Raw genomic sequence first — 24,234 nt, forward strand, 5'->3', positions numbered from 1 at the left:
CCGATGAAAAAACTCTATCCTGACGCCGCCTCTGCTCTTGATGGCGTGATCCGCAATGATATGCTGATCGCTTCGGGCGGCTTTGGCCTTTGCGGGATTGCCGAACGGTTTATCGACGCAATCCGCGATAGCGGCGTCACTGGCCTCACTTTTGCCAGCAATAATGCCGGGATCGATAATGCCGGGATCGGAAAATTGCTCCGCTCCAAACAAGTCAGAAAAATGATCTCGTCCTATGTTGGCGAAAATAAGGAATTTGAACGGCAATTTCTGTCGGGCGAGCTTGAGGTTGAGTTTTGCCCGCAAGGCACCCTGGCCGAGCGGATGCGCGCGGGCGGGGCGGGTATTCCCGGTTTTTACACCAAAACCGGTGTCGGCACGCAAGTGGCCGAGGGCAAGGAAGTCAAAACTTTTGACGGGCGCGACGGGCCGGAGGATTACATTCTGGAGCGCGGTATATTTGCCGATCTTGCCATAGTTAAAGCATGGAAAGCGGACGAAACCGGTAATCTGGTATTCCGCAAGACCGCCCGCAATTTCAATATTCCGGCTGCCACATGCGGCAAAATTTGCGTTGTGGAGGTGGAGGAAATCGTCCCTGCCGGGTCGCTTGATCCCGATTCTATCCATCTGCCCGGTATTTACGTGCAGCGCATGATTGTGGGCGCGCCATACGACAAGCAAATCGAGTTTCTGACGACCAGAGAGCGAGAGCGCGCATGAACCAGCTTTATCGGGGGGTAATTCTGCCATCTGCCGCTCTGCTGCTATCCGGCTGTGTCGCTGCAGTAATCCCGCTGGCTGCGGGCGGAGCCATCCTTGGCAAGGATCGGCTTGATGCGGCCTCGGGCCGGGCGGCAAATGCTGGTGCGGACACCGCTCAGCCAGCAGCAGCGCAGCAGAAGCCAGCTGAACAGACAGAGCCTGTTCTAAAAAGAGAGAACGCCAAGGTGACCCCTCCGGGCCCCGCATATGTCGATCTGTTAGATGTCGCGCCGCGCAGTCCCAGGCCGCCGAAGGGGCTGGACGCACCGACAGAACCCGGCGCGCCGCTGTCCACTGCACCGCCTGCCCGCACGCCGCAAGCCAGGTTCAGCGCGCGGGCGTATGACGCGATGTACCGGTATGTCGAGACGGAAGCGAACCGGGATCCGGTCGAGCGCCCGCGTCAATCGGCAGTTCTCGCCGCGCCGGGCGCGCTCAGCCCATCGCGCGCAGATTGCAGTATCCGCCCGCCTGCTGTGCTGTTCGATCTTGATCCGGCAGATGGCCTGTTCGATGCCGCGACAATGCGGCAGGCCCAGCCACAATTGGCAGATATTACACGGGCACTGCGCAGCCAGGAAGTCGATATATTCTGGTTGTCAGGACAGACCGCGTTGAAAGCTGCGCCTGTTCGCCGTCTGCTTGCTGCATCGGGGTTGGACCCCGAGGGTGATGACGGGCTGTTGCTGATGCGGCGCGCGGAAGACCGCAAGCAACAACGCCGCGCAGATGTGCAGGACACCCATTGTTTGATCGCCATTGCTGGCGATACGCGCGCCGACTTTGATGAATTGTATGATTATTTGAAAAGCCCCGAATTGGCGCAGCCGCTGGAGGAACTGGTCGGTGCCGGCTGGTTTCTTGCACCCCTGCCGCTATCATCCGGGTCAGCGGCGCCCACCACCCCTACCTTTTCGTCTGAGGGACAATGAACATGTCTGAAGTTGCCACCGGTTGGACACGTGATCAAATGGCCGCGCGCGCCGCCCAGGAATTGCGCGATGGCTATTACGTCAATTTGGGCATCGGCATACCGACATTGGTCGCCAACCACATTCCTGCCGATATGGAAGTGACATTGCAGTCAGAAAACGGGATGCTTGGCATCGGCCCCTTCCCATATGAGGACGAGGTTGATCCAGACCTGATCAATGCGGGCAAGCAAACCATCAGCGAACTGCCGCAATCCGCCTATTTCGACAGTGCTGCCAGTTTTGCAATGATCCGCGGCGGACATATTGATCTGACTGTTCTGGGCGCAATGGAAGTCGCACAGAATGGCGATATCGCCAATTGGATGATCCCTGGCAAAATGATCAAAGGCATGGGCGGTGCGATTGATCTGGTCGCTGGCGTCAAGAAGATCATTGTCGTGATGGAGCATACCAGCAAAAGCGGTGCACCCAAATTCATCCCCGAATGCTCTTTACCGCTAACGGGTAAAAACGTGGTCGATATGATTATTTCGGATCTAGCGGTATTTCAGCGCCCCACCAAAGATGCCCCGTTTACATTGATCGAATGCGCCCCTGGTGTATCTGCGGACGAAATCGCCGCGAAAACAACGGCGCATTACGTTACTGGATAAGCATCAGCGCGGCCAGCAGCAGGTGACTGCCGGCCATTCCGAGATGCACAGAGCGGACGATCCGGAAGGCCCGCTTGCTCTTATGCGTGCCCGCTTTAGTAACCGGTTACGCCAACGCGGCTTTCAGCTTGTCGACCAGATCGGTCTTTTCCCACGGGAACAGTTCGCCTTCCGCCGTCCGGCCAAAGTGACCATAAGCCGCAGTACCGCGATAGATAGGCTTATTCAGGCCAAGATGCGTACGGATGCCTTTGGGCGTCAGTTTCACCAAAGCGGGTATGGCCGCCTCGATACGCCCTTCATCAATGCTGCCGGTGCCGTGCAAATCGACATAAATCGACAGCGGTTCCGCCACGCCGATGGCATAGGATAACTGCATGGTGCAGCGCCGGGCAAAGCCTGCCGCGACGATATTCTTCGCCAGATAACGAGTGATATATGCCGCCGACCGGTCAACTTTGGTCGGGTCCTTACCGCTAAATGCACCGCCCCCATGCGGCGCGGCACCGCCATAGGTATCGACAATGATCTTGCGTCCGGTCAGACCGGCATCTCCATCGGGGCCGCCAATCTCAAACTTTCCTGTGGGATTAATGTGATAGACGGTATTGTCGCTCAGCAATTCTGCAGGCAAAACTTCGGCAATGACGCCTTTTACGTAATCGCGCAGCTCATTATATTTCGCCTCGTCGCCCTCGCCATTGTGGAAGTAATATCCCGGCGCGTGCTGGGTCGACACGACAATCGCGGTTGCCTCAACCGGGCGTTCATTGGCATAGCGTAAGGTAACCTGGCTCTTGGTGTCCGGCTCCAAAAACGGTGCTGCGCCCGATTTCCGGTCCTGCGCCATCCGTTCGAGAATTTTGTGGCTGTAATCCAGCGTGGCGGGCATCAGATCGGGCGTTTCGTCGGACGCATAGCCAAACATGATGCCCTGGTCGCCCGCGCCTTCATCCTTGTCGGTACCAGCATCGACGCCTTGCGCAATATCAACCGACTGGCCGTGCAGATTGTTTTCAAATTTCAGCGTTTCCCAATGGAAGCCGTCTTGCTCGTAACCGATCGCGCGCACCGTATTGCGAACGGTTTCCTCAACGCGCTCCGGGATACCGGCTGCCCATTGGCCATTTTCGTAAATGCCCTGGCCGCGAATTTCACCTGCAAGCACCACCAATTGCGTTGTCGTCATGGTCTCGCACGCAATGCGCGCTTCGGGGTCAATGCTCAGAAAAAGATCGACGATGGCATCGGATATCTGGTCGGAAACCTTATCGGGGTGACCTTCGGAAACGCTTTCCGATGTGAAGAGAAATGAATTGCGCATGGAGCCTCATATAAAGAAATCTTTATGTCTGATTTTCCCTAGCTGTCACGCTTGCCACTGGCAAGATATGATCGCATTCCCGCCGCCAAAACTATCGCGAGTAGCGCCAGACCAAGCGGCAATATATTGCCCAGCTGCGCAAACAGCGTCGGCGGCTTCGCTGGCGGGACCAGGCCGTCAAGCCGCGATGCGCGGTGCATTGGGATAGTGTCGCGAACAACCCCGTCAGCATCAATAACTCCGCTGATTCCCGTAGTTGTGGATCGCAAAACTGGCAGACCCTCCTCAATGGCGCGCATACGCGCCTGCGCAAAGAACTGCGGCGGGCCCCACGATCCAAACCAGCCTTCATTGGACGGGTTGAAGATATAATCGGGCCGGTTGTCCGGATCGAATACATCGCCAGAAAAAATGATCTCGTAACAAATCTGGACGCTGACCCGGCCCCACTCACCCAAATCGAGCGTTTGCGGGCCGGGGCCGGGAATAAAATCTATTGTACCGGCCACAAGCCGCGTCGCGCCGAGCGGTTCCAGCAACCATCGCAGCGCCAGATATTCACCATATGGCACCAGATGGGCCTTATCATATCCGGCGACAATCTCGCCATTTTCGTTAATCGCGGTGACCGCATTGCGCGCCCCATACGCACGCCCGTTTTCAATTTCCAGATCGACTGCACCGGTCAGCAGCATCCCGCCTTCATCGACCACGCGCCCGATGCGGAAACGGGCAAAGGCGGGATCACCGCCTGCGGTCATTTGATTATAGTAACGCTGCGGGTAACCGTCGCGGAGATAGTCGGGAATGCCCGATTCCGGCCACAGGATCAGGCGCTTACCCACACCCTCCTGCTTGCGCGTAAGCATCGCTGTGCGTAGGAATTGCGCTTCAAACTTGGACGGATCGTTCAGATCATCCTGCCGCGTATCGGGCTGGACCAGAGTGAAAGCGAGCGTCCCTTCCGCTCGCTCACCAAACAGTGCCTGAAACGGTGCATGCATGCCAGCGGCGAGCATAAGCGCACAGGCCGCGCCGCTGAGCCATAGCCGCCTCGACACGCATAACGCCAATAATGTCGAGATCGCGATGACGATGCCAGAGAGGCCGTAAGTGCCCACCCAGGGCAGAATGGCTGCAATGCCCGGTTCTTGAAAGCCGCCCAGAAATGCCAGACCCAGCGGATCCCACGCAAAGCCGGTAAACACCCAGCTTCGAAGCCATTCGCTGATAATCCAGCACCCGGTGAAGGCCGCGCCAAACACACCGAAACCGGCACGGCGTCCGGCGATGAGTTTTGCACCCAGCGATGCCAATGCCGGATATATGGCGAGATAGAGCGCCAGCAACGGAACCGCCAACCAGCCAAGCAAATGCGGCATGGCCTCCTGATAGGTAAAAGCGGCAGCAATCCAGTTATTGGCAAGCGTAAAGTGACCGGCACCAAAGCACCAGCCAATCCATGATGCTTTGCGCCAGTCTGCTGCCGTGAACAGCAGCCATGCCAGCACGGCCACAGCAATAACCGTCAGCGGCCACAGCGATAAAGGCGGAAACCCGCATGCAGCGACTGCGCCAAGCAGGATCGCCGCCAGTCGCGGACGATGCAGCGCCGTATCTATGGCCTTACCGAGCAAGGCCGATATCTGCCCGCTCGCCACTGCGTCTTACTCGGCTGCTGCCACCGCCTCGTCATCGCTGGCTTTGCGGCGGCGGCGCGGGGCGCGCTTAGGCTTGTCGTCTTCTGCGCTGTCCCCGATCGCGGGCGGCAAAGCAGCAAGATCGAGCGCGCCTGTGTCTTCTACGGATTTACGGGCGCGCGGCTTGCGCGGTTTGGCCGTTTTGCGGACCGGCGCGTCATCGGCGTCACTGCCCGGACTGCCTTCGCTCTGGTGATCAGCATCAGATGCGCTGTCTGAGGTATCATCATTACGCGGACGTCTACTGCGGCCCCGTTCTTGGTTGCGACCGCTATCGCCTTGTTCGTCGCGGCGTCCGCGCGGGCGGCGGCTTGCTCTATTGTCATTGCGACCTTCGTTGCGGCTTTCGTCATCATCGCCATCATTCTGGTCATCACTGGAATCGCCCCGCTCATCCTGCCGTTTGGCGCGCGCTTCATCCTGGCGCGCTTTATTATCCGCAATCACACGGAAATAATGATCGGCAAATTGCAGATAATATTCCTGCTGCACGCGGTCGCCGTGATGCTGTGCATCCTGCGCCAGCTTTTTATACTTATCGAGCAATTGCGGCGCGTTTCCACGCGCTCTGCTATCAATCCGGTTTGCCTGGTTGGCACCGCCCTGATTGCGATTGTTATTGTTGCGGCCGCGGCGGCGATTGTTGTTATTATTACGATGGTTATTCAAGGAATGCTCTTCCCGTTAACGACCAATGGCAGTGCGTAAGACCGGCCTGGTCAAACAATGATCCCCGTTTGCAATTTGCCTGTGTCAGTCGCGTAAGCGCCGTGGCGCAAGCGGATCGCAGATGTTGGGGCTAGACCGGGTTGGAGGCAAAACACCAAAAACCGCTGGTCTGGGGTATGGCGTAATGACTCATTCGCGCTTTGCCAAGCTTTTATCGCAACATTAATGCGCGCGGCCTGTGGGCAAGATCACGGAACAGCTCCACCGCAAAGCCGCAATCCCCTGCCAGTGCGCTCACCGCATCTGCTTGCTGATACCCGATTTCAACAACACAGAATCCGCCGCAGGCCAGCAGACCGCGCAATTGCGGAACAATAATGCGGTAATCATCCAGCCCTTCGGCTCCGGCAAAAAGAGCCGCGGCTGGCTCAAAAGCCGCCACGGATGCTTCCAGTTTCACGGTCGTTTCAACATAAGGCGGGTTGGCTACAATCAGATCAAATTGCCCCAACCCCTCCTGCCACCCGGCACATGTCCAGTCGCGGTGGAGAATCTGCGCGCGGTCTGCAACCTCCAGATGGGCAGCATTGGAGGCCGCGATGGACGCAGCCGCCAGTGATGCATCAATCCCGATCCCGCTAGTACCGGCTTTCTCCGCGAGAAGAGTTAGCAGCAAAGCGCCCGATCCGGTACCCAGATCGAGAATACGCGCCGTCTTGCCGCACCGGGCCAGCGCAGCCGCGACAATCGTCTCGCTATCGCTGCGCGGGATCAGCACATCAGCCGACACACGAAACGCGCGGCCATAAAATTCTTGAACGCCCACTATATAGGCAACCGGCTCATGATGGCTTCGGCGCGCGACAAAGCCTGCGAAGCTATCAGGCGCGGCGAGTTCTGTACCGTGCAGCAACATATCGGAACGCGACATGCCCAGTGCATTGGCCATCAGCAGTTCTGCATCGAGCCGCGCTGTGTCCGACGTGCTGGCCAGGATCTCGGCTGCGCTGCGCAAAGCGGCGGCAACGCTGGTCACGAATCGAGTGCAGCCAGACGCTTCGCTTCGTCTTCTGCGATCAGCGCGTCGATCAGTTCGGTCAATCCGGTGCCTTCCAGGACTTCGGGCAATTTGTGCAGCGTCAGCCCAATTCGGTGATCGGTCACGCGCCCCTGCGGGAAATTGTAAGTGCGGATGCGCTCGGACCGGTCGCCGCTGCCGACCATCGCTTTGCGCGCTTCGGCTTCTTCGCCGTGCGCCTCTGCGCGTTTAAGGTCATATAGCCGCGTGCGCAGTACCTGCATTGCCTTGTCGCGGTTCTTGTGCTGGCTGCGCTGATCCTGCTGGATTACCACCAAACCGGTTGGCAAATGCGTGAGGCGGACGGCGGAATCGGTCGTGTTGACATGCTGACCGCCTGCGCCCGATGCCCGGTAAATGTCGATTTTCAGGTCATTCGCATCAATATGGACATCCACCTCATCCGGCTCCGGCAGCACCGCCACAGTGGCCGCAGAGGTATGGATACGCCCACCGCTCTCGGTCACCGGCACGCGCTGTACCCGGTGGACCCCGCTTTCAAATTTCATCTTGGCAAACACGCCCGTCCCGCGAATATTGGCGACGATTTCCTTAAATCCGCCAACATCGGCCGCGCTCATGCTGACTGGCTCGATTTTCCAGCCCATTTCCGCCGCGAATTTCTCGTACATCCGGTAAAGATCGCCTGCGAACAGCCCGGCCTCATCGCCGCCAGTACCCGCGCGGATTTCCAGCATGGCAGGGCGCGCATCGGCGCTGTCACGCGGCAGCATAGCCAGAGCCAGTGCACGTTCTTTCGCGGGAAGCGCCGCGTTGAGTTCTGCAAGCTCCTCCTGCGCCATCGCTTTCATTTCGGGATCGGCAAGCATTCCGGTGAGGCCAGCCATTTCATCGCGCATCGCGCTGACTTCGCTGGCAATATTGGCGACCGGCTCCAGCTCCGCATAATCGCGGCTCGCTTTGACGAACGCATCCCCCTCCAGCGTGCCCGACGCCATGCGCGCTTCGAGTTCAGCGAAGCGTCCGGTAATCTGGCGAAGGCGGTCAGCGGTGATGGTCATGATCGTTTCCGGGTGACACTTGCTTGACACAATTGACACCGTGTCAAGCGGTCAGTTTCTTTCTATCTATTTGAATTTATTGTACTAAACCGTGTTTATCATGATGGGCACTGTTTGGGGCGCCCCCGGGGGGATTTGGGTCAGCCGGTCGTATGCCAGAGGCAATAGCGAAGGATGCTGCCTGTAGGAAAGGTCAATCATCTTCCGCCCTCTCGCGGGAATGACGAACTTTATTTGGCAAGCCACTAATCATGAAATAGCGAGTCGATAGCTATCAAATATAGCGTTTGATTCTGATGCTCGACTGTAATCATGCTCAAGCAAAGAAACTGAGTGGCTCGGGATTCCATCTCTTACGTCCAGAGAAATTAAAACTGCGGGATTGCTTCTTCTCGCGCGATCATATCGCTTACGTGGACTACCTGTCGCAAACACTTCTGCAGAAAATCCCGCTTTCCGATAAGCAGAGACAAGCTCTACTGCTTCACTTTCCCTTTCAGGGTTCTCAGCAGCGATAGCCACCTCAAGCTTGTTATCCTCTACATCCCCCACCAGCATCGCCAGCCGCTCGATCCCCGCCGCCCAGCCCACAGCGGGTGTCGCAGCGCCGCCCAAATTCTCGATCAGCCCGTCATAGCGCCCGCCGCCCAGTACCGTACTTTGGCTACCCAGCTTGTCAGCCGACGCGCTGCCTTCATCGGGAATAAATTCAAACGCGGTATGCCGGTAATAATCGAGGCCGCGCACCAAGGCTTCGGCGCGTTTCCATTTTACGCCCGCCGCATCCAATCCGCTGGTTACCGCATCGAAAAACGCGCGCGCTTCATCCGATAGAAAATCATCAATCTTGGGCGCATCTGCTAGAAACGGTGTGTCGAGCCGGTCCTTGCTGTCGAGAATGCGCAGCGGATTTTTCTCCAGCCGTTCTTGCGAATCTTCGGATAGCTGGTCCTTCACGTCACGAAAATAGCCGATCAACGCCGCGCGCCATGCTTCGCGGCTTTCACCGTCTCCTAGCGTATTGAGATGCAGCGTCACATCATGAATGCCCAATTCCTTGAGCAATTGATCCGCCATTGCGAGCAGTTCAACATCGGCCTGCGGCTCGCCCGCGCCAATGATCTCGGCATCGATTTGGTGGAACTGGCGATAGCGACCCTTTTGCGGGCGTTCATACCGGAACAATGGCCCGTGCGTTGCCAGTTTCAGCGGCGCGTGTTGCTGCCAGCCATTGGTCAGAAATGCGCGCGCAATTCCGGCAGTGAACTCGGGCCGCAAAGTGAGCGATTCTCCGCCGCGATCATCGAAGCTGTACATTTCTTTCGACACAACATCGGTTGTCTCACCCAGCGAACGCGCGAAGACTTCAGTTTTTTCAAACACGGGCATTTCCGCGCGGCGGAAGCGGTAGAGTTTACGGACACGCTCGAATGTCCCGACCACATAGGCAAATGCTTCCGCATCGGGGCCGAAAATATCCTGCGTTCCGCGAATGGCCTGCGGTACTTTGGGTTTGGTGGTCTTACTCATATGCGCCGCTTAGGCGGTTGCCGCTACGCCCGCAATATGCGGCGGCCCGCAATTGTCCTGCCGCAGTGCAGCATTTCCCGCTTGGCGGAACACGCCGCCGCCGCTATTGAACGGGCATGGATATCAGCAAACTCAGCATTGGCGACAATCCGCCCGAAAGCCTCAATGTGATTATCGAGGTGCCCACCGGAGGCGAACCGGTGAAATACGAATTCGACAAAGCATCAGGCGCGCTGTTTGTTGACCGGATTCTGCACACACCGATGCGCTATCCCGCCAATTACGGATTTGTGCCGCACACATTGTCGCCCGATGGTGATCCGCTGGACGCGCTGGTGATTTCGCGCAGTCCGTTTATTGCTGGTTGCGTGGTGCGCGCGCGCCCGATTGGCGTGCTCAATCTGGAAGACGAGCATGGCGGCGATGAAAAGCTGATCTGTGTGCCGGTGGATACGACATTCCCGTATTATTCGGATGTTGGCGAGACCAAGGATTTGCCGTCGATCATCTTCCAGCAGATCGAGCATTTCTTTACCCATTACAAAGACCTGGAGCCTGAAAAGTGGGTACGGGTCGGCCAATGGGGTAACGCGGAAGAGGCCAGAAAAGTGGTCATGGAAGCCATCGAGCTGGCCAAACAGAGCTAAGCTGCGGCAAGCGTGCTATTCCGTGGGGCGCCGCTGGTCGAGTAAATCGTCATCGGCAACCGTGCTTTGCCGTTCGGTCAGAACCATTTTGGCAATATCATTTTCCGGCGTCACATCCTCTTCGTCTGCCACAGCGGGCCGGACCGGACGCGAACGGGACCCAGCTGTCGCAGCTGGTGTATCGGCTGTATTTGTCGGCTGCGCCAATCGTTGAAGAGGCAGCGGCCCCGTCCGTTCATCCAGCCGCACCCGGTAAATCGGTTCTGGCAGACCAAAACCTGCATCTTCAAGCGCGGTTTTCATCGCAGCCAGCGCCTGGCTACGCGCTTTGTTGAGATCAGTGTCCTGCTGATTGATCCAGGCCAGAAACTGGATCACGATGTTGGAATCGCCGACATTCACGATACGCGCTTCGGGGGCGGGCGCGCTCAGGACAAACGGCAAACCTGCAAAAACCGCGCGGCCCAGCCCCCGCGCCTGCGATGGATCATCATCGGCATCAATCCCCAGTTCAAAGGAGAACCGGCGCTGCGGATTGGTCGTGTAATTCAGGATCACCGCCTTGAATACTGTTGCGTTGGGGATCCGCAAATGATTGCCGTCCAATGTCATCATGATTGTTGCACGGCTGGTGAGGCGGATGATGCGCCCTTCCAGATCATCTATTACCACATGATCGTTGGCCCGGAATGGCTGACGCAGGCTCAACATCAAGGAAGCGACATAGTTTTCGATCGTTTCGCGCATTGCGAAACCCAGCCCGATACCGATGACGCCCGCTCCGCCCAGCACCGCACCTAGCAAGGCGGTCGCTCCGATCATATCGAGCGCGATCACCACCCCGCCGATGACAAACACGAAACGGATTGCGCTCGCGACCAATTCAGCCAAAAACACATTGGGCATTACGCGCCGCCAGAACGCCCCAAATCCGGCTATCAGATAGCCTGCCGCAGCAATCACCAATGCTGCCAACACCGCCACACCCAGCAAGGGCAGCAAAGCGATAAAGTCAGCGGCTTTGCCGGACAGGCTTTGCAATGCACCCAAATTCTTCCCGATGGAGACATCACGTTCCAAACGGTTCTGGACGGTCACGACACCGTCAATCTGCGATGCCAACTGCCCGGCTTTGCTGATTTCTTCCTCCGTGGGGACAACACCCGACAGCGTGACGACACCGTCCTGCACCGCGACTGTGACCGTATCCAAATTATCCAGCGCAGAAAATATTCCGGCAATCCGCTCAGCAATCCGCTGATCTTCACCGGCATCGGTTTCGGCATCAATGGTCTGTGCTGGTGGCGGCGCGGCTTCCTGGGTGGGTTCGCTGGGTGCAGGCAAAATCGCCTGAGCTGGCACGTGGGACAGGGCCAGAAATGCGGCAATGAAAACAGCGATACGCATCACGCAGTATCTCCGGCAATCGTCATTCCGTCCACCCGAATAGTTGGCGCGTTAACGGCGTTATGCATTTCCAGATCGTCGGCTGGTACCATTGCGGCGTACATTTCGAGCAGATTCCCCGCAATAGTGAAACCCGACACCGCCTCTGCCAGCTCACCGTCACGGATGCGGAAGCCGGACGCAGCGCGGCTGTAATCGCCGGTAACCGGATTGACCCCTTGGCCGACCAGTTCGGTTACCAATACGCCGTCCGCAATTTCCGCGATCATTGCTGCGCGCGAGAGTGTTCCGGGGTGCATATGCACATTGGCGGCAGACACGCCGGGCGCGCCGCTGCCGCCGCGTGAGGCATGGCCGGTGGGCGGCAAACCCAATTGCCGCGCAGATGCCGCATTCAGCAGCCAGCCAGTCACATGACCGCCCTCGACCAGATTGCTGCGCGATGTTGGCAGGCCTTCCCCGTCAAACAGGCGTGAACGCGGGCCGCGCGGCCGGTGCGGATCATCGGTGATGACAATATCGGTTGGAAACAGAATATCCCCCAGCCGATCAAGCAGAAAACTGGACCGGCGCGCAATTCCTGCACCGTTCATCGCGCCAAGCAGATGCCCGACCAGCGAATCGCTGACTCGCGGATCAAACATAATCGGCATGCTGCCGCTCGGCATGGTCTTGGGGTCCAGCCGCGCAACGGCGCGTTTTCCGGCCAGCTTGCCAATATCAGCGCAGGGCGGCAGATTGGCCGCGTGCCGGGCCATACGGTAGGCGTAATCGCGCTGCATGCTGGCGCCCTCTCCGGCAATAACGCTGGCGCTGATACCGTGACTGGTACCGCGATAGGCTCCGATGAAACCGTGACTGGTGCCCAGCGCAACCACGCTTTCGCCAAAACTGGCGCTGGCGCCCTGGCTGTTGGTAACCCCAGCGACCGCGCGCGCGGCATCTTCCATCATGAGCGCACGTTGTTTCAGCCGGTCCGGATCGGGGTCTTGCGGATCAACCAGATCAAGATCGCTTGTAACCGCGCCGTTTATCAGCGCGTCCGCTGGTGCGAGGCCGGCATGGGGATCCTCGGGCGCCAACCGCGCCATTGCCACCGCCCGCTCGGCCATGTCTTGCGCCGCAGCAGAGGTAAAATTTGCGGCGCTGACAGTGGCGGATCGTTGCCCGATAAACACACGCAGGCTGAGCGATTCGTCTTCTGACCGCTCGGCATCTTCCAGCGCGCCCAGCCGCACGGTCACACTTTCCGATGCGCTGCCGGTGATAACCGTATCGGCTGCATCCGCACCTGCCCGCCGGGCAAGTTCGATCATCTGCCCGCAGCGATCCTGCGCGGTTTCCGGATCAATCATTATCGCGTACCGTCTGGCTCATGCGGCGCAGTTAGGCAGCAATCTGCTGCTAGGCAAGCAGGAGTTACACGGGCAAATTTCAGCCCATCGTTCCGATCAGTTTGAACAGAACGGTGAGCGCAAATGGCAGGCCCAGCGCCATCAGCCAGACCAGAATCTGGTCACGCCGGAATGCGCCGGACAGTGCCGGGTCGCTCGCTTCGCTATCGTTCAGATCGCGCCAGCGTTTCTCAAACCGGCGGCAAGCGGGAATGATGCCGACCACCAGAACCACCAGCGCAAACAGCGCCATTGATTTGATCCCGGTTTCCTTCATCGCCCCAACGGTCAAAAAGATATGAAGCGCCGTATAGACAACCAGCGCATAGGCGACATTGTCGCTCATACTTTTGCGCCAGTCGCGGGCTCTATCCTGGAATTGTGTTGCCCCTGCACCGGTCTGGGTTGCAGCAGACGTCTGTTTTAACGCCTTAGCCATGCGCTCTCTCCCACATGTATGGTTCCTCATTATGCGTAAGCTATCTCAAACTCGGCGCATACAATCAAGGGCAGTAACCAAATTGCAAGGCAAATGGGGGAAGAGTGCGGCCATGCATGAATCCTGCCAAAATCTGACAAACAGGCCTTTTCATGAAATAGCCGCCTGCTACATAGTGTCACCATGACAACGATACACGCCGACAAGACCGCCCTCGCTGCCGATGCCGCACCCCTGGACGCGGCGGCTCCACTGCCCACGGGCGGGCTGGAAGTCATTTCGATTGCAAAATCATATGATAAACGCGCGATTCTATCGGATATTTCGCTGAGTGTTGGCAAGGGCGAGGTTCTGGGCCTGCTGGGGCCGAATGGCGCAGGCAAAACCACCTGTTTCTATTCGATTATGGGCCTGGTGCGGCCCGATGCAGGCCGCATTTTGATGGACGGGGATGATGTCACAAATCTGCCGATGTATCGGCGCGCGATCCTTGGCCTTGGCTATCTGCCGCAGGAAACCAGCATTTTTCGCGGGATGACGGTTGAACAAAACATCAATTGCGTCCTTGAGATGGTTGAACCCGACGCAGATACGCGCGGTGCCGAGCTAGAGCGTCTGCTTGACGAATTTGGCCTGACGCGGCTCCGGTCTTCTCCGGCGATGGCGCTATCGGGCGGTGAACGGCGGCGGTGCGAGATTGCCCGGGCGCTGGCCGCAAAACCCTCCATCATGCTGCTCGATGAACCCTTTGCCGGAATTGACCCTCTGTCAATCAGCGATATTCGCGATCTGGTGAAGGATTTGAAAACCCGCGGGATCGGCGTTTTGATTACCGATCATAATGTCCGCGAAACGCTGGAAATCGTTGACCGCGCATGCATCATCTATGGCGGGCAGGTGCTGTTTGCCGGTACGCCGCAGGATCTGGTGGCAGACGAGAATGTTAAGCGCCTCTATCTGGGTGAAGGCTTCACTCTGTAATGAGCGCCGCAGCGGACCTTTAAGCCTTGGCATTAAGCCCCCGCCTGGACCTTCGCCAGTCGCAGTCGCTGGTCATGACGCCGCAATTGCAGCAGGCGATCAAGCTGCTGGCGCTGTCCAATCTGGAAATTGAAAGCTTTATCGGCGATGCGCTGGAGGCAAATCCGTTGCTGGAAGCCGGTGACGTGCGCCGCGATGACGCCGCGCCTGCCGCAGACGAAGCACCCGCCGAACCGGCGACAGCCGATGCCCCCGATGCGGCAGAACCTGCTCTTGATATTGATCGTTCCGCGATTGATCAGGACCGCGATACTGGCGACGGCGAATGGGGTGCAGGGGGTGCGGGCGCGCCGCCCGATGATGCCCCCGGTATAGAGGAACGCAGCAGCGCCGCCCTCTCGCTGGCCGAACATCTCGGCGCGCAAATTGGCAGCGCGGCCAGCGACACGCGCGAGGAATTTCTCGCCCGCCATTTGATCGGGCAATTGGACGAAGCGGGTTACCTACGCAGCGATCTGCGCGAAATTAGTGACGATCTTGCGGTCCCGCTCGCAGAAGCCGAACGTGCGCTAAGATTGATACAGACGCTCGACCCCACCGGCGTTGGTGCGCGTGATTTAAGCGAATGCCTCGCTCTGCAAGCCACAGAAGCGGACCGTTATGATCCGTGCATGGCGCGGCTGATCGACAATCTCGATCTGGTAGCGCGCGGCGAATTTGCGCGCCTCAAACGCATGTGCGATGTCGATGATGAAGACTTTGCCGATATGCTGAGTGAATTGCGCGAATATGATCCCAAGCCGGGCCTCGCCTATGGATCGGATACTGATGCGGCCATTGTACCCGATATTCTGATCAGCGCGGCCAAAGGTGGCGGCTGGGATATCGCACTGAATGAGGCAACACTGCCCCGACTGATCGTCAATCGCGGGTATTATGTCGAATTGCGCGAAGGGTGCACCGACAAAGAATCGCAAAGCTGGCTGAATGAAAAACTTGGCGACGCAAACTGGTTAATCAAGGCGCTGGATCAACGCCAAAAGACTATTCTCAAAGTCGCCTCACAGATCGTGACCAAACAAGCAGGATTCTTCATTAACGGTGTGTCAGAACTGAAACCGCTGACTTTGCGCGAAGTTGCAGAGGAAATTGACATGCATGAAAGCACGGTCAGCCGCGTGACATCGAACAAATATCTCCATTGCGAGCGTGGTACGTTTGAACTTAAATATTTCTTCATGAGCGGCGTTGGCGGCGATGCCGACGGGGAAGGCGGCGCATCATCGCAAAGCGTCAAGGCGCGGATCAAGGCATTGACCGATGCGGAAGATCCGAAGAAAATCCTCTCTGATGACAAGCTGGTGGAGTTGCTGAAAGGCGAGGGTTTTGATCTGGCGCGGCGCACAGTCGCCAAATATCGCGAGGCGATGGGCATCGGTTCTAGCGTGCAGAGAAGACGGGCCAAAAAGATCGCTGGTATTTGAGTAAGCGACAGGAGTTTTCGTTTTTCGTTTTTAACCCTAAGCGCCGGCGGTCGCATCCGCTCCCTTAAGCCACCGCGCCAACCGCGCGCCGGGCAGTCGCGCTCTGGCTGCCGCGACCAAGAACAGGCATTACACCGGTAGCTTGGAATGGATCGGTTCACGACCAGTGAACCGCAAGGGCGCGCAATCTTTCAGGCGGCCGCGCGAGCTTATGCGAGGAAGCCAAACCTGCGGATGCAGGCGCCCGGCGCTTGAGGGACCAAACCAAAAACGCAAACAAAAACGCCCTGACTCAGAAACCCCACAACTCGCCTGATTCGCTGAATTTACGGCTTATTAACCTTTTTTGTTCATAAGTTTTGTGGTTATTCGAACGCAACACATCCTAGCAATGTGTTACCAGATTGAAAATTGGGCAAAGGGGAACCACCCATGCGAGTATTGTTGATTGAAGACGAGCCGACAACGGCGAAAGCAATTGAGCTGATGCTGACCACCGAAGGCTTCAATGTCTACTCAACCGATCTGGGTGAGGAAGGCCTCGATCTGGGTAAGCTGTATGATTACGACATCATCCTGCTCGATCTGAATTTGCCCGACATGCACGGCTATGACGTATTGAAAAAACTCCGCGTCGCCAAGGTGCAGACGCCGGTTCTGATCCTTTCCGGTATTGCCGAAATGGACAGCAAGATCCGCAGCTTCGGTTTCGGCGCTGATGATTATGTGACCAAGCCGTTCCACCGCGAGGAGCTGGTCGCCCGTATCCATGCCGTTGTGCGCCGCTCGAAAGGCCACAGCCAATCGGTTATCCGCACTGGCAAACTTGCGGTAAACCTTGATGCCAAAACAGTCGAAGTCGATGGCGCCCGCGTCCATCTGACCGGTAAAGAATATGCCATGCTGGAGCTTTTGAGTCTCCGCAAAGGCACAACGCTCACCAAGGAAATGTTCCTCAACCACCTCTATGGCGGCATGGACGAGCCTGAACTCAAGATCATCGACGTGTTTATCTGCAAGCTGCGCAAAAAACTCAGCCATGCATGCGACGGTGATAATTATATCGAAACCGTGTGGGGCCGTGGTTACGTCCTGCGCGACCCTGAAGCTGCTGCAGAGGCAGCGTAATAGACGTCCGACAGCATGGTATCTGGTCTCCTGTAATACAGCGAAACGCCCGGGGTGGAAACACTCCGGGCGTTTTTGTATGGCGCGCGCATGACAGCGCATAAACCGGGCGACCCGACCACTCTTAACCGTCTCTATGGCCGCTCTATCGGCAAGCCTTTGCGGGCCTATCAGCAAAGCCTGGTCGATGACTTCCTGCCGCAGATTGCGCCGCCCGCAGACGGGCCGGTAACGTCGGAAATACTGTTTGGCGATGCCCCGGGACATGGGCGCCCGCTCCATTTTGAAATCGGGTTCGGATCAGGCGAACATATGGCCGAGCGGGCCGATATGCTGCCCGATCACGGTTTTATCGGCGCCGAGCCTTTTCTAAACGGCGTTGCCGCTGCATTGGGCCATGCCAAAGAGCGCGGGCTTCCCAACATCCGCATCCATCACGGCGATGCGTTGGAGGTTCTATCGCGCATTCCCGATGGCGCGCTCAGCTTTGTTTATCTGCTCCACCCAGATCCGTGGCCCAAGGCACGCCACGCCAAACGGCGGATGATGAATGACGGCCCGGTCCAGATGATCGCAGATAAATTGAGGCCCGGCGGCGAGTTCCGCTTCGGCACCGATCACGACATTTATCTGCGCCACGCTTTGATGGTGATGCGTCGCCATACCGGCGCATTCGAATGGCTCGCCGAGTCTCCTCCAGACTGGCAAAACCGCCCCGGCGGCTGGAGCGAAACCCGTTACGAAAAAAAGGCTCGCGAAGTGTTCGGGCATGAAGTGTGGTATTTTAGGTATCGGCGGCGGTGAGATCAATCAGATTCGTGAAGCACAATGGTAGCACTTGCCCACTTGCCTCCGGTGAAGGCGCAGTCGTCAAGCTACGCTCTGGTTCTAAAGCTATCGTCACACCATCAACTGAAAAATATGATCTGCAGACACAAGTCATTTGGCATAGTTGCGGCGATGAGAACGATATCGTTTCTTACAGTGTAATTAGCTCAAGGTCAGCAGACCGAGTAGTAGAAGCGGTAACCAATTACTTGGACGCCTTGGAAGAGACTGCTGCAGATGGTCTATCTGAGCACTCTCTAACTAAGCATGTAATCCAGCTGAAGAGACGTGAGCTATCTGCTGCCATCGCAGCATATAAGAAAGCATGGCTTGATTGGCCTGAAACAACAAAACTTAAGCAGCTAAGAGGTTTTGAAACGGAGTAACGATCGACTAACCCACAACCCCCGCCGCAGCGAGCACCGCCAGTGTCAGCACGTCCGGCGCTATCGCTGTCATCGGCGCGATCTGCACTGGTTTCTCCATCCCGATCAGCATCGGGCCGATTGTGTCATCGCCGCCCAGCTCTTTGAGGATTTTGGCCGATAGATTCGCCGATTGCAGGCCCGGCATAATCAGCACATTTGCCGGGCCCGACAGGCGGCTGAACGGGTATAGCTCCATCACTTTTGTGTTGAGCGCGGCATCAGGGGCCATTTCGCCTTCATATTCAAAGCCGGGCTCTTCCTTGTCCAGGATCGCCACCGCGCCGCGAATATTGTCGAGCCATTTTCCGCTTGGATTGCCGAAGGTGGAATAGGACAGGAACGCCACGCGCGGCTCATGCCCCATACGGCGCGCCACAGCGGCGGTTTCCCGCGCAATATGGGCGAGTTCTTCCGCGCTCGGGCGCTCGTTAATGGTGGTATCGGCAAGGAACGTCGTGTGGTTTTTACCGATCATCATGTGGATACCGAAGGGCAACGCGCCGCCTTTGGAATCCAGCACCATATTCACCTCGCGCGCGGTCTGGGCGAATGTCCGCGTCAGACCGGATATCATGGCATCACCGTGGCCCAGCGCGACCAGCAAAGCGGCAAAAATATTGCGTTCCTGATTGACGATGCGGCGTACGTCACGCTCTGTATAGCCTTTGCGCTGCAGCCGTTTGTACAGATACTCGACCATAGCGGGTACATGCTCGCTATCGGCAGAGTTCTGGATTTCGAAATCGCGATAGTTTTCAACGCCCAGCATATGCATTTTGTCAGCGATGGCTTTGGTCCGGCCAACCAGAACCGGCGTACCATATCCAAAATCGCGGAACTGGATCGCGGCGCGCAGCACGACGTCCTCCTCCGCCTCGGCAAAGACCACCCGTTTGGGGTTCGCTTTGGCGATCTCATAGGTGTTGGTGAGCACCGAGGTGGTGGGGTTGAGGCGCGCTTTCAATGATTGGCGATAGACGTCAAAATCAGCAATCGGCGCCAATGCAACGCCTGAATCCATTGCGGCCTTCGCCACCGCGGAGGAAACCACCTCCATCAGGCGCGGATCAAACGGTGCCGGAATGATGTAATCGGTACCAAATTTATGGTTCTTGCCATAGGCCGCTGCCACTTCATCAGGCACACGTTTGCGCGCCAATTCGGCAATGGCGTGCGCTGCCGCAACTTTCATTTCCTCGTTAATTGCGGTCGCCTGCACATCCAGCGCGCCGCGGAAAATAAACGGGAAGCCCAGGACATTGTTGACTTGGTTGGGATAATCGGACCGGCCCGTGGCGATAATTGCGTCCGGGCGAACAGCTTTTGCCTCGTCAGGCAGAATCTCGGGATCGGGATTGGCCATTGCAAAGATGATCGGATCCTTGGCCATTTTCTCGACCCATTCGGGCTTGAGAGCGCCCGCTGCTGACAGACCGAGGAAAATATCTGCCCCGTCCAGCGCCTCTTCCAGACTGCGCGCCTCGGTCGGCACCGCATGCGCGCTTTTCCATTGGTCAACCCCGTCACGGCCCGGATAAATCGGCCCGCTGCGATCACAAACGGTAACATTCTCATGTGGTACACCGATGCTTTTAATCAGCGCGGTACAGGCCAGAGCAGAGGCGCCCGCCCCATTGACCACCATTTTCACATCCTTGAAATCGCGGCCGGTCAAATGGCATGCATTGATAAGCCCCGCCGCCGCGATAATTGCGGTGCCGTGCTGGTCATCATGCATGATCGGAATGTTCATCCTATCGCGCAGGGCCTGTTCGATAATAAAGCATTCGGGCGCAGCGATATCTTCCAGATTGATCCCGCCAAAGCTCGGCTCCATCAGCGCCACCGCATTGATGAACGCTTCGGGGTCTTCTGTGTCCAGCTCGATATCGATCGAGTCCACATCGGCGAAACGTTTGAACAGAACCGCCTTACCCTCCATCACCGGTTTGGAAGCGAGCGCGCCAAGATTACCCATGCCAAGGATCGCTGTTCCGTTGGAAATCACCGCGACCAGATTCGAACGGGCGGTGTATTTGGCTGCATTGGCCGGATCATCAGCGATAGCCTGAACCGGGGCCGCAACACCTGGCGAATAGGCAAGCGACAGATCGCGCTGCGTCGCCATCGGCTTGGATGCGACAATCTCGATCTTACCGGGCCGGATGGTTTCGTGATAAAACAACGCTTCACGCGTGGTAAAACCAGAATTCTTATCGTCAGCCACAGCCAGTTTTCCTCTTCAATGTGATGAAGCGCCCCATCTAACCGAGCGGCGGCGCAAGCGATAGGGGAAAGGCGACAAAGTGCTCTTCCCGAATCGGCTTAGGCGCGGTTACGCCGGATCATGGCCGCAAAATCGACACCCATGATGGAGCAATATCACGCTTTGAAGCAGCAAGCTGAGGGATGTTTGCTGTTCTACCGGATGGGCGATTTTTTTGAGCTGTTCTTTGACGATGCTAAAACAGCGGCCGGCATTCTCGACATCGCTCTTACCGCACGCGGAAAAGATAGCGGCGAACCCGTGCCAATGTGCGGCGTTCCGGTCCATGCCGCTGAGGGGTATCTGGCGCGGCTGATCAAAGCGGGGTGCCGCGTTGCCATCGCCGAACAGGTCGAAACACCCGAAGAAGCCAAGAAGCGCGGCGGGTATAAGGCACTGGTCACGCGTGATATTGTCCGTTTTGTGACGGCTGGCACGCTCACCGAGGACGCTTTGCTGGAGCCGCGCCGCGCCAATATGCTGGTCGCCATCTGCGAAGTGCGCGGGCAATTCGGGCTGGCTAGCTGCGATATCTCGACCGGTAAAATGGTACTGGAGAGCTGCGCAGAAAGTGATGTTCCAGCAGCTCTGGCGCGAATTAGCGCGAGCGAGATTATTTTCCCCGATAGCATGGCATCGCCCGCAGACGGTGCGATAGAGCGCCCCATAAGCGATTTCGGCAGTGATAACGGCGAACGCCGTCTGAAAACATTGCACAGCGTCAAAACGCTTGATGCTTTCGGGGATTTCTCGCGAGAGATGCTCGGAGCGGCGGGCGGCCTCATCGCCTATCTCGTGCATGTCGGACGCGGCACTTTGCCGCTGCTGCTTCCGCCACAATTACGCGCCGGTAAAGCGCAATTGGCAATGGACGAGGCCACACGCGCAAGCCTGGAAATTCTCGCATCGCAGCAGGGCGGCAGAACCGGCAGCCTTATCGCCGCGATTGATCGCTGTGTAACCGGTGCCGGGGCGCGGCAACTGGCCGAGGATCTGTCTGCGCCTTTATGCGACCATGCTGCCATTTCAGAACGGCTGGCGCTGGTGCACTATATCCACGGCGATCCTGTGTTACGTGCCGATCTGCGCGATGTATTGCGCGCTTTGCCCGATATCGGGCGCGCGCTTGGCCGCGTAGTCGCAGGACGGGGCAGCCCGCGCGATCTGGGCCAAATCCGCGACGGCCTGGCTGAAGCGCGCAGGATCCGTGATGTCCTATCCGCCAAGTCCGCTCGCCCCGCGCTGCTTTCCCAATTGCTGCCCGCATTGGGCGGGCACGGCGCGCTGGTCGATCTGATGCAGCGGGCATTGATCGCTGCTCCACCGACAGAGCGAGCGCAGGGCGGTTTTATTGCCGGGGGTTATGACGCGGCGCTGGATGAACTGCGCCAGGTATCGGGCAATGCCCGCCGCGCGATCGCCGCGCTGGAGGCAAAATACCGCGACGATACGGGTATAGCCGCTCTCAAGATCAAACATAACGGCGTATTGGGGTATTTCATCGAAGTGCCCGCCAAACATGCCGACGCACTGATGAAGCCCGATAGCGGCTTCACGCACCGGCAGACTATGGCGGGCGCTGTGCGGTTTAATTCGCTCAATCTGCACGAGGAAGCAGGCCGGATCACCGAAGCGGGCGGACGCGCACTCGCAGCTGAGGACGCACATTTTGAAGAGCTGTGCGTTCACATCACCGCGTCCAGAGAAGGCATTGCACATACAGCTGCGGCGCTGGCCCGGCTGGATGTTGCCGCCGGTCAGGCAGAGCGGGCGGCAGAGGGTGGCTGGTGCAAACCTGACATTGCAGATGATACCGGGCTGACCATTATCGGCGGGCGGCATCCGGTTGTCGAAAATGCGCTGAGTGCCGCTGGCAACCGGTTCATCGCCAATGACTGCATCCTCGACAATGCGGACCGGCTGTGGCTGATCGGCGGCCCCAATATGGGCGGCAAATCGACATTCTTGCGGCAGAACGCCTTGATCATACTGCTCGCACAAGCAGGCGGATATGTGCCTGCGGACAGCGCCCGGATTGGCTTGGTCGACCGGCTGTTCAGCCGCGTTGGCGCATCGGATAATCTTGCAAAAGGCCGTTCGACTTTCATGGTGGAAATGGTCGAGACTGCCGCCATTCTTGCGCAAGCGACAGAGCGTAGCTTTGTCATATTGGACGAGGTCGGACGCGGCACATCCACCTATGACGGGCTGGCGCTGGCATGGGCGGTGGTTGAGGCTGTGCATGAAACCAACCGGTGCCGGTGCCTGTTCGCGACCCATTATCACGAGCTCGCGCGATTGGCGGAAAGCTGCGACGCCCTATCGCTACACCATGTGCGGGCGCGTGAATGGAAAGGCGAACTGGTGCTGCTGCATGAACTGGCCGAGGGACCAGCAGACCGCAGCTATGGTCTGGCCGTGGCACGGCTCGCCGGTATTCCAAAACCGGTGGTCGCGCGCGCCAAGTCGGTTCTGCAGCGGCTTGAACAGGGCCGCCAGGAAACGGGGGGGCTGGCAGCCGGCCTTGGCGATTTGCCATTGTTTGCCGCGGCCATACCGGCACAGGATGATACGCCTGACCCGGTACTGGCACAGCTGGAAGGGCTGGATATTGATGCGCTGTCGCCGCGTGATGCGCTCGACATATTATACCGGCTGAAGCAGATCGCAGGCGCTACGAAACCTTAATATCTATCTGCTAGCCCGCAGCCCATGTTCGAATTTCTGTCTCAAAACCGCCTGGTGGCCACCGGTTTGCTGCTGATTGCGGGATACGGCATTTCCGCCTTTGCAGACTGGGATAGCGAGGACGATGCGTTCGCGCCCAATGGTGCAATTTCTGCAGCACCCAGCCCCGACGCAATCGCTGATGAAGAAGAACTGGCAGCGCATAGCCGCCGCGCTGCCGCGCCGCCTTCTCCTCCGGCAGAATTCTACGAGGAGCCAGCGGAAAACGCTGACGATATGTCCCTGATCGATGATGCGGCAGGCTTTGATCCCAGCCCCGAATTCGATGACTTTACAGCGACACCAGACCCCTCGTCGCCAGCCATATCCGCATCCAGCGGTGAAATGCGGTCGAATGCGGGTTCCGCAGATGGCGCAGATATGTCTATACTTGCAGGTGATGGCGAAATCGAAGCAGAATACAACTGACCTTGCAGAGCAGCGAACCGACTGGGCCGAGGACCGAACAGTTCAAGCCACAGAGCGAACCTATGCAGGCTGGCAGCGCACAGCCTTTGCTGCGATTGGGATCGGATTGGGGTTTCGTGCCTTGTTTGGTGAGTTTGATCCGCCTTGGCTGGCGAAAGGCATTGCCACCATATTCATTATATTGGGCGCCGCTGTTTCCTGGACGGCGCAGCGCAATGCATGCAAGACCCTGAACCGGTTGGATAGCCATGATGTGGACCGGCCCGCAGTTTTGCAGATGCGCTGGCTCAGTTATATCGTTACGGCAGCCGCTATTCTTCTGGCCGTCGCGCTCTGGTTCTTACGCAATAGTTCGGCAAGCTGACCCGGCGGTCAAGCGCAAGGCCACCTGCCTGGCCCG

Annotated in this window: 22 protein-coding genes; 12 read left to right on the forward strand and 10 right to left on the reverse strand. The window is 57.9% G+C overall.

What is annotated here, in order from left to right:
* Nucleotides 1–3: 3 nt before the first annotated feature.
* Genes WA922_RS04130 through WA922_RS04140 form a run of 3 tightly spaced genes read left to right on the forward strand, consistent with a single transcriptional unit; the run spans nt 4 to nt 2,353 of the window.
* Complete coding sequence (locus WA922_RS04130; protein WP_424770411.1) at nt 4–723, forward strand: CoA transferase subunit A; 720 nt, start codon at nt 4–6, stop codon at nt 721–723.
* Entirely contained in the window at nt 720–1,697 is a 978-nt protein-coding gene (locus WA922_RS04135) for a hypothetical protein (protein WP_424770412.1), read from the forward strand. The genes WA922_RS04130 and WA922_RS04135 overlap by 4 nt, the downstream gene beginning before the upstream one ends.
* Nucleotides 1,698–1,699: 2 nt before the next feature.
* On the forward strand, nt 1,700–2,353 hold the full coding sequence (locus tag WA922_RS04140) for a CoA transferase subunit B (protein ID WP_424770413.1): 654 nt from the start codon (nt 1,700–1,702) through the stop codon (nt 2,351–2,353).
* A 106-nt stretch (nt 2,354–2,459) separates the two neighbouring features.
* Here the strand turns inward: WA922_RS04140 and metK are convergent, their stop codons facing one another.
* From metK to hisS, 6 genes are all read right to left on the reverse strand, one after another.
* A complete protein-coding gene (metK, locus tag WA922_RS04145; protein WP_424770414.1) occupies nt 2,460–3,677 on the reverse strand; it encodes a methionine adenosyltransferase in 1,218 nt (405 codons plus the stop codon).
* Nucleotides 3,678–3,715: 38 nt separating this feature from the next.
* Nucleotides 3,716–5,338, reverse strand: a complete 1,623-nt coding sequence (lnt, locus tag WA922_RS04150; protein WP_424770415.1) for an apolipoprotein N-acyltransferase — start codon at nt 5,336–5,338, stop codon at nt 3,716–3,718.
* 6 nt (nt 5,339–5,344) lie between these two features.
* The gene (locus WA922_RS04155) at nt 5,345–6,046 is read right to left on the reverse strand and encodes a DUF4167 domain-containing protein (RefSeq protein WP_424770416.1); all 702 of its coding nucleotides are present in this window, start codon (nt 6,044–6,046) and stop codon (nt 5,345–5,347) included.
* A 211-nt stretch (nt 6,047–6,257) separates the two neighbouring features.
* Nucleotides 6,258–7,082, reverse strand: coding sequence for a peptide chain release factor N(5)-glutamine methyltransferase (gene prmC / locus WA922_RS04160; RefSeq protein ID WP_424770417.1), 825 nt, complete (start codon nt 7,080–7,082; stop codon nt 6,258–6,260).
* Nucleotides 7,079–8,146, reverse strand: a complete 1,068-nt coding sequence (prfA, locus tag WA922_RS04165; RefSeq protein WP_424770418.1) for a peptide chain release factor 1 — start codon at nt 8,144–8,146, stop codon at nt 7,079–7,081. Before prfA ends, prmC begins: the two co-directional genes overlap by 4 nt.
* A 249-nt stretch (nt 8,147–8,395) precedes the next feature.
* On the reverse strand, nt 8,396–9,676 hold the full coding sequence (gene hisS / locus WA922_RS04170) for a histidine--tRNA ligase (RefSeq protein WP_424770419.1): 1,281 nt from the start codon (nt 9,674–9,676) through the stop codon (nt 8,396–8,398).
* A gap of 116 nt (nt 9,677–9,792) precedes the next feature.
* Here hisS and ppa point away from each other — a divergent pair, with 116 nt between their 5' ends.
* Nucleotides 9,793–10,323, forward strand: a complete 531-nt coding sequence (gene ppa, locus WA922_RS04175; RefSeq protein WP_424770420.1) for an inorganic diphosphatase — start codon at nt 9,793–9,795, stop codon at nt 10,321–10,323.
* A gap of 15 nt (nt 10,324–10,338) precedes the next feature.
* On the opposite strand, the gene WA922_RS04180 is transcribed toward ppa, so the two are convergent.
* From WA922_RS04180 to WA922_RS04190, 3 genes are all read right to left on the reverse strand, one after another.
* Entirely contained in the window at nt 10,339–11,730 is a 1,392-nt protein-coding gene (locus WA922_RS04180) for a mechanosensitive ion channel domain-containing protein (RefSeq protein WP_424770421.1), read from the reverse strand.
* The gene (locus WA922_RS04185; protein WP_424770422.1) at nt 11,730–13,085 is read right to left on the reverse strand and encodes a TldD/PmbA family protein; all 1,356 of its coding nucleotides are present in this window, start codon (nt 13,083–13,085) and stop codon (nt 11,730–11,732) included. The genes WA922_RS04180 and WA922_RS04185 overlap by 1 nt, the downstream gene beginning before the upstream one ends.
* A gap of 79 nt (nt 13,086–13,164) precedes the next feature.
* On the reverse strand, nt 13,165–13,563 hold the full coding sequence (locus WA922_RS04190) for a hypothetical protein (protein ID WP_424770423.1): 399 nt from the start codon (nt 13,561–13,563) through the stop codon (nt 13,165–13,167).
* A 183-nt stretch (nt 13,564–13,746) separates the two neighbouring features.
* On the opposite strand from WA922_RS04190, the gene lptB reads away from it, so the two are divergent.
* From lptB to WA922_RS04215, 5 genes are all read left to right on the forward strand, one after another.
* A complete protein-coding gene (gene lptB / locus WA922_RS04195; protein WP_424770424.1) occupies nt 13,747–14,544 on the forward strand; it encodes an LPS export ABC transporter ATP-binding protein in 798 nt (265 codons plus the stop codon).
* Nucleotides 14,545–14,570: 26 nt separating this feature from the next.
* Nucleotides 14,571–16,028: an RNA polymerase factor sigma-54 gene (gene rpoN, locus WA922_RS04200; protein WP_424770425.1), complete on the forward strand. Its 1,458-nt coding sequence runs from the start codon at nt 14,571–14,573 to the stop codon at nt 16,026–16,028.
* A 432-nt stretch (nt 16,029–16,460) separates the two neighbouring features.
* The gene (ctrA, locus tag WA922_RS04205; RefSeq protein WP_424770426.1) at nt 16,461–17,156 is read left to right on the forward strand and encodes a response regulator transcription factor CtrA; all 696 of its coding nucleotides are present in this window, start codon (nt 16,461–16,463) and stop codon (nt 17,154–17,156) included.
* Between the two features lie 90 nt (nt 17,157–17,246).
* Nucleotides 17,247–17,960 (forward strand): tRNA (guanine(46)-N(7))-methyltransferase TrmB, encoded by a 714-nt coding sequence (gene trmB, locus WA922_RS04210; protein WP_424770427.1) that lies wholly within the window; start codon nt 17,247–17,249, stop codon nt 17,958–17,960.
* A gap of 14 nt (nt 17,961–17,974) precedes the next feature.
* Nucleotides 17,975–18,370: a hypothetical protein gene (locus WA922_RS04215; protein WP_424770428.1), complete on the forward strand. Its 396-nt coding sequence runs from the start codon at nt 17,975–17,977 to the stop codon at nt 18,368–18,370.
* 7 nt (nt 18,371–18,377) lie between these two features.
* Here WA922_RS04215 and WA922_RS04220 read toward each other — a convergent pair whose 3' ends face one another.
* Nucleotides 18,378–20,639: an NADP-dependent malic enzyme gene (locus tag WA922_RS04220; protein WP_424770429.1), complete on the reverse strand. Its 2,262-nt coding sequence runs from the start codon at nt 20,637–20,639 to the stop codon at nt 18,378–18,380.
* 120 nt (nt 20,640–20,759) lie between these two features.
* On the opposite strand from WA922_RS04220, the gene mutS reads away from it, so the two are divergent.
* Genes mutS through WA922_RS04235 form a run of 3 tightly spaced genes read left to right on the forward strand, consistent with a single transcriptional unit; the run spans nt 20,760 to nt 24,198 of the window.
* Nucleotides 20,760–23,366, forward strand: coding sequence for a DNA mismatch repair protein MutS (gene mutS / locus WA922_RS04225; protein ID WP_424770430.1), 2,607 nt, complete (start codon nt 20,760–20,762; stop codon nt 23,364–23,366).
* 24 nt (nt 23,367–23,390) lie between these two features.
* Complete coding sequence (locus WA922_RS04230; RefSeq protein WP_424770431.1) at nt 23,391–23,834, forward strand: hypothetical protein; 444 nt, start codon at nt 23,391–23,393, stop codon at nt 23,832–23,834.
* A complete protein-coding gene (locus WA922_RS04235) occupies nt 23,806–24,198 on the forward strand; it encodes a YidH family protein (protein ID WP_424770432.1) in 393 nt (130 codons plus the stop codon). The genes WA922_RS04230 and WA922_RS04235 overlap by 29 nt, the downstream gene beginning before the upstream one ends.
* Nucleotides 24,199–24,234 lie beyond the last annotated feature (36 nt).

Source organism: Pontixanthobacter sp., from assembly GCF_049682855.1.
Classification (GTDB): Bacteria; Pseudomonadota; Alphaproteobacteria; order Sphingomonadales; family Sphingomonadaceae; genus Pontixanthobacter.